This window comes from Sutcliffiella tianshenii (assembly GCF_016908565.1).
GTDB classification, from domain to species: Bacteria; Bacillota; Bacilli; order Bacillales; family Bacillaceae_I; genus Sutcliffiella_A; species Sutcliffiella_A tianshenii.
Window position 1 is genome coordinate 276,113 of the sequence record NZ_JAFBED010000002.1, and the last position, 12,575, is coordinate 288,687.

Here is a 12,575-nt window from a genome sequence, read left to right on the forward strand (position 1 = left end):
TATTCCTACAATGTAACTATCCAAAACTTAAACTTTAGGGGTACATGCAATTAAAGGAAAATTAAGAATAAACTATAATATTTGTGATATAATGAAATTACCTAAATATTGGGCTCAGGAGGCTTGGCAATGGAATTGAACAGCTATTTGATTCGTCTTTCTTACATGATTATAGGGATTTTTGGGGGCGTGTTTTTATTCCGTTATATTAAAAATGGAGAGTTATTATTAGATCAACTGATTGGAGTGAGCGTTGGGCTGTTTTTATTGGCCGCTGCAATCATATGGAGGAGATTGCATCAGACATCTTCCTCAGCAAACTGAAACACCCCGTTACGGCTTGTAACGGGGTGTTTTTGGCTTAGTTCACTTGCGCTTCTTCACGTATAGCTTCAAGTCTTTCAGATACTTCTTCCTCAGAGAGACCATGTTCTGCTATATAGCGGTTCCTTGGATGTTCTCTGCATTCGCTTGAGCAGCTTCGTAGATAACGATGTTCATTTACTTCGGAGCTTAGGATCTTTTTATTGCATTCAGGGTTGGCGCAGTTCACATAACGCTCACATGGCTCTCCTGAAAAATGGTCTCTTCCGACTATCACATGCTCTTTTTGGTTGACTGTAACACTGATGCGATCGTCGAACACATAGCATTGACCGTCCCATAATTCCCCTTGTACCTCCGGGTCTTTTCCGTAAGTGACAATCCCGCCATCAAGCTGGGATACATCCTCAAAGCCTTCATCCAATAACCAGCCTGAGAATTTTTCGCAACGGACTCCACCTGTACAATAGGTTAAAATCTTCTTGCCTTCAAACTTCTCTTTGTTTTCCTTGATCCATTGAGGCAATTCCTTGAATGTGTTGATATCAGGTCTTACTGATCCCCTGAAATGACCAAGGTCGAATTCATAGTCATTACGTGCATCGATGACCACGGTATTCTCCTGTTGCATCGCCTCGAAGAATTCTTTCGGCTTAAGATGCTTCCCGGTCGTCTTGTTCGGATCCACGTCATTTTCAAGACGCAATGTAACAAGCTCTGGGCGGAAGCGGACTTTCATTTTTTTGAAAGCATGCCCTTCTGCCTCATCTATCTTGTAGATCATGTCTGCAAAAAGAGGATTCGCATTCATATGGGCAATATAGGCATCCGTTTGTTCAACAGTTCCTGAAACGGTTCCGTTGATCCCTTCTGTTGCGATCAATATCCGCCCTTTCAATCCAAGCTCCTTGCAAAAAGCCAGATGCTCCTGGGTAAATTCTTCCGCGTTTTCGATATCTACATATTTGTAATATAAAAGCACTCTATAATCTTGATTCATTTTTTATCACCAATACCTTTTATGAGTATATTTATCCTTTGTATGTTTCTGTAAAGAACATACAACATATTACTATAGCAAATTTAGTTCCATAGATGCAACCTTTCTATTTTATACAAAAAAAGACTCCTGCGCGTGCCGGAGTCTTTTTTTCATTTTTCAACCGCAGAAGTTACAGATTGCTTCAATTACTTCCTTCTCCCACTTGTAGGAGTTGAACGTATGATCAGCTCCTTCTATATGTTTAAGGGTTGCATTGGGATAGCAGTTTTGCTGATAAAGTGATGAAACCTTTACATGTACAGCCTGATCGTTCGTTCCGTGGATCAACAACACGTCATTTGTATATCGTGCTGCCTTTTCCCATACCTCCAAGCTTTTAAGTTCCGTCACGAATTCCTTTCCTAATAAATTGCCTCCGAGGTCATAGGCGTTGAGCTCTTCTATAAAAGTGGCAAAGCCCATCTGCTTTTCGATGATCTCTGGTAATGTCCCGGCGGGGGCTAGTAATATAAGCTTTTTTATTTCTGCTGAATGGTCCCCGGCCAATAGGCTTGCAACCAATCCGCCCATACTGAAACCTAGAACAATGATATTGTTCTTATCGACTGATGGATGGGATTGAACACTCTCCAAGATCGCCTTTGCTTCACTGACCTCGCTGAGTACAGTCATCTCTTCAAAATTCCCGTCACTTTCCCCGCTTCCCAAAAAGTCAAAGCGAAAAGAAGCGATTCCCATCGTCTCTAGTGCGCGGGATATTTTCAAGAAAAATCTGTGTGGCTCAAGCTTTGTACCCGTAAAACCATGGAAGAGAATGACGGCAGGGAGTTTGTTCCCAATAGGAATGTGCTGCATTCCCCTCAATATCTGTCCCTTATGATCAATTTCAATTGATTTTTGCAAAATAGTCACCCTTTTATTTCTGAATATTATCCATATTGTAACCTACATGAGGTTTGGTGCCTAGCTAACATTTACGGACTTCTAAGACAATCGCTTGTTTGGCAAAATTAAAAAGATTGAATAGCACCCAACTTAAAATGGTCAACCTTCGCAACCATCATCAGGGCAAAGTGGATGCAGAATTTGTCTGCTAGATTCAAAAAAGAAAAAAGACCCCGGTGCAAATACCGAAGTCTTCCCATACAATGTTATCTTAATGAACCAATATAACTTAGAGAATCAACCTGTACTGTATCAAAGGATCCGTCCAGAATCTTTCTGACATCCTCAAGGGTGTCAGAAAGGCTAACAGACTCTCCTTTTTTACCGGAGAACTGCTCCGCGACATAAAATGGCTGAGTCAAATACGCTTCCAGTCTTACTCCCCTTTGGAAAGTTAAAAGCTCGGATTCTGGTAGTCGGTCAGTACCCCTCACATTTACCAAGGACCGTAATTCCCTGTAGCGGCGCAATAACTTTTGTGCACGCTGTTGGATGCTTAGATGCTGCTGGTCCAAATGAGCTCCTTCAAGGACAGAGGATGTGGAATAGACGGGATTGATTGCCGGGAATTTATGTCTTGCTGCCAGGTCCGCATCAAACTGCCAGAGTGTTTCAAGTGGACCGAATGGAAGGTCTTCATCCACAACCTCTCCACTTAAGTCCACCAAAAACGTGGTAACAGAATGGATGCCTACGTTGTCAAGCTTCTCCTGTAGTTCCTGAATCTTGCCGGAGAGGACGTGACTTCTGTCTGCTGCAAAGGCAATATCTTTAGAATTTCCAAGTGCCAGCGATTTTTCATAGCTTTCTTCAATGGAGTTTGTAATAATATCTATCTCATTGCTGATGTCGTTAACTTCTGGATGATTTCCTTCCGAATTCAATAGCATGGTCGTGAAGCCATCTTTCTTTAAGCGATGGAATAATTCAGCAAGTAATACGAGTTGCCCCATCCCGGGACGAGCCACCAATCCATTGGTGCCGCCTTTTGTTAACGGAGCAAATAAATCCACAACTTTAATTTTTGTTTCGATCATTTCTACCTTCTCCCCTCTGATAATCAAATCATCCAAACTGCAGCCTGCCAAATCAGCAAGAGCAACCAAAGTGCGGACCTCCGCTCTTCCTACCGGAATTTTTCCTGTGCAAAGATTTGATACTGTTGCCGGACGTAAACCGACGGATTTGGCAACACTCGTTAAATTAGGGACACGCCTTCTTAGTAAGGAAACATTTAATCTTATATTTTCCAAATTTTACACCCCTTCCTTACTTTTAACAGTAATATATCTTTCTTCATAGCGCAACTATAAAATTACGCTAAAGCGAAATTTTTTTTACTCTAATTGTATATAGCGAGTTTTGTATGATAAATCCTGAATTTCTGGTTCGAAAGTATTGTAAGGATTTTATAAAAAGGTTATATTTACAGAAATGAATGCCCTTACACATGAAAAAATCGAAACGTTTCACTCGGAATGGGGTCTTCGATATATATTGGAAAGGAGAATGTCGGTTGAAAAAATACGCAATTTCAGCAATATCTTTAATTGTCCTTGTAGCTATAGTTCTATCTCTATTAAATAACAAGGCGGGTTTGAAAGCAGATGGAGAAATTGATCAAGAGTTATTGGTCACTGCAGGGAAAACGTTTCAATTTTTCGAGGATTATACTGACCCATCCACGGGCCTGACGATGGACCGGGTAGATTTCGAGCCAAATGAGGTGAAGGCTGAGCACACCTCCCCTACCAATATTGCCATGTATTTGATGGGAATGGCGTCAGCTGTCGAGCTTGACTTGATTTCAAAAAAGGATGCAGAGAAGAAAGTAGAAACCACCCTTCATACCTTGGAGGAAATGGAAAAATGGAATGGGCTCTATTATAACTGGTATTACACGAAGGACGGCTCCCTGAAGAAGGATTGGGGTCAGTTCATCTCAAGTGTCGATAATGGCTGGCTTACTGCCGGACTTATCGTAACCGGCCAATATTTCGAAAACTTGAAAGGAATGACAGATCCGTTAGTTTCGGCTATGGATTATTCCTACCTCTACGACCCAGAAGTGGGACATCTATATGGAGGCTATGATGTCGAGAAGAATAGTGTCACCTCCCATCATTACGGACTGCTCTATACGGAGCCCCGAGTCGCCAGCTATTTGGCAATCGGAAAAGGTGATGTTCCAGAAGAACATTGGTGGAAGCTATTTCGTGCATTCCCTCCAGAGTTTGACTGGCAACAGCAACGGCCAAATGGAAAGATGGAAACGTATGATGGAATAGAACTATATCAAGGTTATTATGAATATGAAGGAATCAAATATGTTCCAAGCTGGGGAGGCAGCATGTTTGAAGCGCTGATGCCGAGCCTTGTCTTAAAGGAAAATGAATTGGGTAAAAATGCTCTTGGATTAAACAATAAGCATCATGTTGAGGGGCAGATCCGTTTTGCAGAAAAAAATGAGTACAGCGCATGGGGATTTTCACCCGCTGGCATACGGAATAATTATGGGGAGTTTGGAGTTCCGGTACTCGGTACGGAAGGTTATGCGGATAAAGCGACTGTCACCCCACACGCGACCTTCCTGGCGCTCGAACATGCACCGGAAGAGGCTCTTGCCAATATCCAAGCGTTGAAGGAACTTGAGGCTTTTGGCGAGGATTATGGGTTCTATGATTCAGTCAATCTTAAATCAAAAGAAGTGGCACACTCTTATCTTTCCTTGGATCAAGGAATGATATTAGTCTCCATTGCCAACTACCTACGTGATGGGGTCATTCGTGAAAACTTCCACAAGGATCCGATCGGGAAAAAACCTGAGCATTTATTGGAGAAGGAGAATTTCAATATACAGTAATGCAACATAATTAATTCATACTAAATGCCTTGGACCTTCCAGGGCTTTTTCTTTTTGGCTAGAAACTCGGATCAACAATGGTGAAATTATTTTCAACTAAAATGAAATTACTTTCAGTTGTTGATGCACTTTTGTTCCAGTGCCATGAACATAAGTTTATAATTGTTGATTTTTTGTACATAATACACAAAAATAAAAAGCGGCAGAGAAATCTGCCGCTTCCCTTCATCTCAATCAAGCATCCGCTTCAAAATCAGTGGATGGTGGACGATTGTATACACTGGTATCGAGGTTTCCTGTTGCTTTCCCGGTCAACAATCCTGCTGTCATACTTCCACTAACGTTCAGTGCAGTACGTCCCATATCAATCAACGGTTCAACGGAAATCAGCAAGCCTGCCAGAGCTATCGGCAAATCCATGGCAGATAGTACAAGGATGGCTGCGAATGTCGCCCCTCCTCCTACTCCAGCAACACCGAAGGAGCTGATGGCCACGACTAATATCAGCATGAATAAGAACGATGGATCAAGAGGGTTGATACCGACAGTCGGTGCGATCATCACAGCCAACATTGCAGGATAAACGCCCGCACATCCATTCTGACCGATCGATAATCCAAAAGAGCCTGCAAAGTTGGCCACGCCATCCGAAACTCCCAGTTCCTTCGTTTGCGCTTTAATATTCAGAGGCAAGGTACCTGCACTCGTTCTTGATGTGAATGCGAAGGAAAGGACTGGAAATGCTTTTTTCACATAGGTTAATGGATTCAATCCTGCAAACATCAAAAGCAGCAGGTGGATTCCAAAGACGATAAGCAGTGCAACATATGAAGCGGCGACAAACTCCCCGAGCTTGGCGATCGCACCGTAGTCGCTGGTAGCGGTCACACGGGTCATGATGGCCAGAATTCCATAAGGTGTCAGACGAAGGATCAATGTCACCACACGCATGATAATCGTATAGAACGTATCGACCAGCTTGGCAAAAGATTCAGCCTGTTCGGCGTTCTTCCTGCGAACCCCCAGGTAGGCGATGCCTATAAATGCTGCAAATATGACGACAGCAATGGTCGAGGTGGAACGCGCTCCAGTAAAGTCAAGGAATACATTTGCAGGCAATAACTCCAGCATCTGTTGCGGGAATGTTTTGGAAGCAAGGTCACCAGCACGTGATTCCAGCTGTTCCCCCCTGGCTGTTTCTGCATCCCCTTTTTCTATTTTAATTGCCTCTAGATCAAAGAGGACAGTCGTCCCGATTCCTACTGCTGCAGCAATCGCAGTCGTACCAAGTAATATACCTATGATAAGAGCACTCACTTTTCCGATATTGCTTTTTAGCGTCAGGCGTGTAAACGCCGCGATGATGCTGATGAATACAAGCGGCATGACAATCACCTGAAGAAACTTCACATAGCCTGAACCGACGATATTGAACCAATCGATGGAACCGGCGAGCACCTCCGAATCAGCTCCATATGCGTATTGCAATCCCAGACCGAATACAATCCCTATGCCTAAGCCTGCAAACACGCGCTTGGCAAAGGAGACTCCATTCTTTTGCATCTTGTACAGCCCAAAACACAGTAAGAGTAAAAGGAAAATATTAAGGACGAGTAAAAAAATATCCATGCTGTCTTTCCTCCCTTTTTCTGCAAGACTGAAGCGTTGACGCTTCTCTACATCATATGGGCTTATTCAATGAACATGCCTTACTCCATAAAAAAAGAAAGCAGGACAGGCGCCTTGTCAGGTGCTAGTCCTGCTTTCTTTTTTATTATTTGTCTTCTTCTACTACTCCCTCGAATGCTGAGGAAACTTTCTCAAATTCTTCGTCGGATTCAATTTCGGATAGTTCGCCATCCTCTTCAACCTTTAAGAAAAAGATGTCTACGTCACCAGTGGTTTGTTTTTCGATTTCTTCCACAAATCCGACCGCTACGTATGTGGATCCCTCCACATCCATTGTACCTAATACTTCAAGTTCCTGATCTTGGTCATTTTCATCCTGAACGATGAAAATATCTCCTACTTCCACTTTATCCATTTTTATATCTCCCTTCCAACTCTATCGATTGAATTCACTATTATCCTATCTTCCCTTTTACGAAAATTAATATACCTTCTCGCTGTCGAAAAAGGACCTTCCTATCTTACCATATTGTGCTAATCTATTAATAGGCTTTCAATTGAAATGAGGTGTACATATGAAAGAATATACGGGAATGGATGCAGTCGGCCTTAGTGAACTGGTAAAAAAGAAACAGCTATCACCAATTGAGTTGGTTGAATCGGCCATTGACAGGAGTCGGAAGGTGAATCCCCATATCAATGCCGTCATAGCCGAGATGTTTGATGAAGCAAGAAGTTTGGTGGAACAGGTGGACTTGTCCTATCCCTTTGCCGGTGTTCCGTTTCTGATGAAAGATTTGGAGTTTTTTGCCGGGGCACCATATACAGGTGGGTCGAGATTTTTGCAAGACTTCTTATGTCCGACAGATTCAGTATTGTCATCGCGGATACGCAGGTCCGGTTTGATTACCATTGGAAAGACGAATACATGTGAGCTTGGGATCCAGCCAATTACCGAACCGGAGCTTTATGGGCCAACACGAAATCCATGGAATCTTTCCTATACAGCTGGTGGATCGAGCGGTGGAGCTGCTGCTGCGGTGGCATCCGGGATTGTTCCCATGGCCCATGCTTCGGATGGCGGTGGCTCCATCAGGATACCTGCCTCCTGCTGTGGGATATTCGGAATGAAAATAAGCAGGGGGAGAAACCCAAGAAACCCAGATACCCTCGGTTTGGGTGTCAGTCATTGTGTTTCAAGGAGTGTCCGTGATAGTGCCGCATTATTGGATGCTACACATGGTCCGGGCCTTGGGGATCCATATATTGCACCTTCACCAAACAGGTCCTTTATCAACGAAGTAGCGACACCGCCAGGCAAGTTGAAAATAGGGTTCCTATCCACCACTTTCGATGGCAAACCGATTCATCCGGATTGCAGGGATGCAGTAGTGGATGCCGCAAAATTGTGTGAGGATTTAGGACATCATCTGGAAGAGGTGAGTCTTGCAATCAACGTGGAAAAGTTTACTGATGCCTTCACAGTATTATGGTATCAGATGGTCACGCTCGGGATTACTTCTCTCCCTGCACTTGTCGGAAAAGTGGCTAGCGAGGAGCACTTTGAACGACTTACATGGGAAATAGGTCAGGCTGGAGCAAGGTATACCGGGGTGGAAACCCTGACTGCCATGTCTTATATGCAGCAATTGGCAGGGACGATGGCGCGATTCTTCATCGACTATGATCTCCTTCTTACCCCTACCCTATCCAAACCGCCTGTAAAAATAGGCGAACTGGTATACAAGGGAGATCTTGAGGAATATTCAAGACTTGCGAATGGATGGGTGCCTTATACACCTCTGGCTAATGCGACCGGAATCCCGGCCATGAACGTACCGCTCTATTGGAATGAGGAGAATCTGCCAATCGGTGTTCAATTTTTTGCCCCCTATGGCGACGAAGCCACCCTATTCCGCCTGGCTGGTCAGCTTGAAGAGGCACGCCCATGGGCCGGTAAACTCCCTCCCTTTACAAAAACGCCGTGAAGACATGAGAAAACCCAGCCTCCTGATAGGAAGCTGGGTTGTTTTAATTGATTATGTAAGTACAAGCCACAACTGCCGTAACTTAGTATAAGAAAGTTTTAAACCACCACTCCTGAAAGTGGGTGTTCGCAAAAACATTCCTGTCGTCCTCTATCCAAGGAGGCATGACATTCCTGCTTCTATATAAAACTCCCTAGTTAAGTATAAAGGTTAAAACTTTGTTATGGTTACGTGCATCGCAGCTTGTTTTACTATAGTACAGGAGAATAGTTCGAAATGCAACCATCTACTATTTGTCAGAATCATTCTAAAATGACCTTAAATGACTTCCTGCTCCAACAGCTTGATACAATACGCCTTCACCATTTCCAATTCTTCCTCTTCCAATTCAAAATCAAGTAACTTATTGGTAGTGTCTTCGTAAAGGTGATATTGGACAATCCTTGTACCTTTATCATCCACTGCGACAATTGCTTTAATAAAGACACCATTCTCCATATGCATCTCATCATCTTCGGGAATGTCGATATCGATAAGGAATTCATATCGTTCACCAGTCAAAATACCTGTTGGGTCCTTCAGTTTTTCTGCTTCATGTCCTGTAATATTCATTTTTGACATCCTTTCAATACTATCTTTTTCTTCTATTGAAGTCTTGTTTTTGGCTTGCCGAAAATTCCTTTTTCTTCTCTGCGGTCCTTCTGGCTTTTTTGATGTTCATTTCCCGTTCTTTCTCGTAATCTTCACGATCGGGAATGCTTATTCCTTTGATGACGACCCGTTCCAAGGTTTGCTTTATACCCTTTTCGATACTTAGGAGATGATCAACATCCCTTGGAGCGAACAATGTATATGCTGCGCCATCCCCGCTTGCCCTGCCTGTTCTCCCGGTTCTATGTATATACGTCTCTACATCTTCTGGGACATCGTAGTTATATACATGCGTTACACCTTCCACATCAAGCCCCCTTGCAGCTACATCTGTTGCAACAAGATATTGAAGCTTGGCATCACGGAAGTTTTTCATTGCACGCTGGCGTTTGGACTGAGGGATATCCCCATGCAGTTCATCCGAGAGAAAACCTTTTTCCTTCAGTGTGGCATTTAATTTTTCCACCCTTGCTTTTGTACGGCAGAAAATGATTGCCAAATAAGGCTGGTGTTCCTCTATCAAATGCAGCAACGTACCTTCCTTGCGTCGGTCGGTGGTTTCAACGGCATACTGCTTTATTTTATGGACGGTGACCTGTTTTTCTTTGATTTCAATATGTTCAGGTGACTTCATATACTTGCCGGCAAGTGCATGAATCTCCTTAGGAATGGTTGCTGAAAATAATAGGGTCTGTCGGGATGGGAATGTTTCATGAATAATGGTATCCACATCAGGCAGAAAGCCCATCAACAGCATCTGATCCGCTTCATCTATTACAAGCATGGTCAATGTGGAAAGATCGATCGTCCCGCGTCTGACATGATCCAAGAGTCTGCCGGGCGTTGCGACGATGATATGCTGTGCACCTTTCAGCTTCTTAAGCTGATGCTCGACGTCCTGCCCCCCAAATATCGCAAGCACGCTTATGCCATCTATGTTTTCCATCATCTTCTTTATTTCTTTTGTTATCTGTTGGGCAAGCTCTCGGGTAGGAGTTAAAATTAAAGCCTGTGTGTCAGGGTTATTAACATCAATCTTCTCCAGGATCGGCAGGACAAATGCCAACGTCTTACCAGTACCGGTCTGCGCTTGTGCAATGATATCATTTCCGTCCAACACGGCTGGTATCGTTTTTTCCTGTATCGGTGTTGGTGTGACAAGTCCCAGGGATTTCAATGTATGGTTCACTTCTTTTTTTATTCCCAATTGTAAAAAGTCAGGCATGTAGATCACGTCTCTCTTCTATTAAGTTGCTATTTTGCTTTCTAACTATAACATAACCAAGTTTAACAAAAAATAAAAAACGGTCCCGGTGGAGTCCGTTTCTTGATAATGATATTATTTGAACCATCCCTTTTCCTTTGATTGGGTGATGGCTTCGATTCTGTTTTTTACTTCGAGTTTATCGAGAATGGTAGAAATATAATTCCTGACAGTGCCGCTTTTCAGGCTGAGCTCTTCCGCTATTTCCTGAGTGTTTTTACCGTCTGCCACAAGCTCCAGAACAGCCTTTTCCCTTTCAGTCAAAGGGTTTTCCTCGCTGTATACATCGTCCATCAATTCCGGGGCATAGACTCGTTTCCCTTCCATGATGCTCCGGATTGAGCTTGCAAGCTCTTCGCTAGGACTATCCTTCAACAGATAACCTTTCACACCAGCCTTTAATGCACGCTGAAAATAGCCGGTGCGGGCAAATGTAGTTAATATAATGACCTTGCAATCCGTCCCCTTCAATTCTTCTGCTGCATCCAACCCCGTCTTTAAGGGCATTTCAATATCCATCATGCAAATATCGGGTTTGTATTGATTGTAAAGGGCAATGGCCTCCTCGCCGTTTCCAGCCATGCCGACCACTTCCATATCATCCTCCAAATCAAGTAATGAACCTAAAGCTCCAAGCATCATCCTTTGATCCTCGGCTATTACAATACGAATCATACATACTCCCCCTTATCTCTTTGCATCACGACATTCGGAACTTTGATAATGACGGTAGTCCCTTCTCCTGCTTCAATCTCTAGCGTACCGTTCACGAATTCAAGTCTTTCCTTCATGCCAGCTATGCCGCTGCCTTTCAAAAGATCCTGCTCCTCTATCATGCCGATCCCATTATCGGTGATTGTTAATCGCAATTCCTTCCCTTTTTGCTCTATCTTAATCAGACATTCAGTTGCCTTACTGTGTTTTACTACATTTGTAACAGATTCTTTTAGACACATGCTTAAAATATTTTCAAGAAACAGCGAGCTGTTTTTCAATGGGAGGTCATGATCGATGGTGCACGAAATCTCCGCAGCATCCAAAATCTGTCTCACCCTAACCATTTCTTCCTTCAGTCTGATTCCCCGCATCTGGGAGACCATTTTCCTGACCTCATTCAAAGCTGTCCTTGCAGTCTGTTGGACATCCTTCAGTTCATTTTTTGCCTGCTCGGGATTTTTATTAATAAGCTTCCGTGCCAAATCACTTTTAAGTCCTATAAGGGAAAGCTTTTGTCCCAGTGTATCGTGCAGGTCCCTTGCAATCCTCTGTCTCTCCTCCTGCTTGACCAATTCGGAAATTCGTTTGTTTGCAACGTCCAATTGTGCTTCCAGTATGTCTTGTTTACCTTTGTTGAAGAGGTTGAAGGGTAATAGGATGACGCTGATCCAGATGATGACGATAAACGGCAATTGTGTCAGGAATAGATCATCCCTTAAAGCCAAATTGATATTGATAGCTACCGTTGTTGCAACAAGATGAATGATATAGAGCGTGATGAAGGCTATTCGATTTTTAATTTTCCCATTATAGTAAGCGATATAAAAGGCGAAATAAATGAAATGAAAAACAATGGTCATGGTAATGGAAATGGCAATCAATATGCAAGTCCATAGGTAGACCGGCCATTTTTTTGATAAAAATGCAAAACGGTAAGAAATAAAAAATAAGATAGTCAGGACGATCCCGATGATAACCTCCATTGTAGAGGAGGATTGAAAAATGAAATAAAATGGCAGGATACTGAAAACACTCCAGATATACGGATTGATTCCCGATCCTTTTTGAAAAATCAAATACCTTTTTTGCATCATTAAAACCTCTTTTTTCCCGAGTGAAAGTTTTGTCTTTCTGCTATTTTACCATACTTAAAAGGAAAGTAATGTAAAAACAGTGTTTTGCCGCAATAAA

12 protein-coding genes and 1 other RNA gene are annotated in these 12,575 nt (G+C 43.0%); 3 read left to right on the top strand and 10 right to left on the bottom strand.

What is annotated here, in order from left to right; translation table 11 throughout:
* Positions 1-129 precede the first annotated feature (129 nt).
* Entirely contained in the window at positions 130-324 is a 195-nt protein-coding gene (locus tag JOC95_RS04920; RefSeq protein ID WP_204414017.1) for a hypothetical protein, read from the top strand.
* Positions 325-361: 37 nt separating this feature from the next.
* Here JOC95_RS04920 and trhO read toward each other — a convergent pair whose 3' ends face one another.
* The 3 genes from trhO to JOC95_RS04935 form a co-directional block, all read right to left on the bottom strand.
* Positions 362-1,324, bottom strand: a complete 963-nt coding sequence (trhO, locus tag JOC95_RS04925) for an oxygen-dependent tRNA uridine(34) hydroxylase TrhO (protein WP_204414019.1) — start codon at positions 1,322-1,324, stop codon at positions 362-364.
* A 159-nt stretch (positions 1,325-1,483) separates the two neighbouring features.
* On the bottom strand, positions 1,484-2,230 hold the full coding sequence (locus JOC95_RS04930; protein ID WP_204414029.1) for an alpha/beta hydrolase: 747 nt from the start codon (positions 2,228-2,230) through the stop codon (positions 1,484-1,486).
* Positions 2,231-2,478: 248 nt separating this feature from the next.
* Positions 2,479-3,525, bottom strand: a complete 1,047-nt coding sequence (locus JOC95_RS04935; protein ID WP_204414030.1) for an ATP synthase beta subunit C-terminal domain-containing protein — start codon at positions 3,523-3,525, stop codon at positions 2,479-2,481.
* A 263-nt stretch (positions 3,526-3,788) separates the two neighbouring features.
* Here JOC95_RS04935 and JOC95_RS04940 point away from each other — a divergent pair, with 263 nt between their 5' ends.
* A complete protein-coding gene (locus JOC95_RS04940) occupies positions 3,789-5,135 on the top strand; it encodes a glucoamylase family protein (RefSeq protein WP_239582709.1) in 1,347 nt (448 codons plus the stop codon).
* Positions 5,136-5,369: 234 nt separating this feature from the next.
* On the opposite strand, the gene JOC95_RS04945 is transcribed toward JOC95_RS04940, so the two are convergent.
* Positions 5,370-6,764: an L-cystine transporter gene (locus JOC95_RS04945; protein ID WP_204414032.1), complete on the bottom strand. Its 1,395-nt coding sequence runs from the start codon at positions 6,762-6,764 to the stop codon at positions 5,370-5,372.
* A 145-nt stretch (positions 6,765-6,909) separates the two neighbouring features.
* The gene (locus tag JOC95_RS04950) at positions 6,910-7,179 is read right to left on the bottom strand and encodes a DUF1292 domain-containing protein (protein WP_204414033.1); all 270 of its coding nucleotides are present in this window, start codon (positions 7,177-7,179) and stop codon (positions 6,910-6,912) included.
* Between the two features lie 160 nt (positions 7,180-7,339).
* Here JOC95_RS04950 and JOC95_RS04955 point away from each other — a divergent pair, with 160 nt between their 5' ends.
* Complete coding sequence (locus tag JOC95_RS04955) at positions 7,340-8,752, top strand: amidase (protein WP_204414034.1); 1,413 nt, start codon at positions 7,340-7,342, stop codon at positions 8,750-8,752.
* A 59-nt stretch (positions 8,753-8,811) separates the two neighbouring features.
* Here the strand turns inward: JOC95_RS04955 and ssrS are convergent.
* The 5 genes from ssrS to JOC95_RS04980 form a co-directional block, all read right to left on the bottom strand.
* Positions 8,812-9,000: non-coding RNA, 6S RNA (ssrS, locus tag JOC95_RS04960), on the bottom strand.
* A 70-nt stretch (positions 9,001-9,070) separates the two neighbouring features.
* Positions 9,071-9,364, bottom strand: a complete 294-nt coding sequence (locus JOC95_RS04965) for a DUF6509 family protein (protein WP_204414035.1) — start codon at positions 9,362-9,364, stop codon at positions 9,071-9,073.
* Positions 9,365-9,383: 19 nt separating this feature from the next.
* Positions 9,384-10,628 (bottom strand): DEAD/DEAH box helicase, encoded by a 1,245-nt coding sequence (locus tag JOC95_RS04970; RefSeq protein WP_204414037.1) that lies wholly within the window; start codon positions 10,626-10,628, stop codon positions 9,384-9,386.
* 114 nt (positions 10,629-10,742) lie between these two features.
* Positions 10,743-11,342, bottom strand: a complete 600-nt coding sequence (locus JOC95_RS04975) for a response regulator transcription factor (RefSeq protein ID WP_204414039.1) — start codon at positions 11,340-11,342, stop codon at positions 10,743-10,745.
* Positions 11,339-12,475, bottom strand: coding sequence for a sensor histidine kinase (locus tag JOC95_RS04980; protein ID WP_204414688.1), 1,137 nt, complete (start codon positions 12,473-12,475; stop codon positions 11,339-11,341). The genes JOC95_RS04975 and JOC95_RS04980 overlap by 4 nt, the downstream gene beginning before the upstream one ends.
* Positions 12,476-12,575 lie beyond the last annotated feature (100 nt).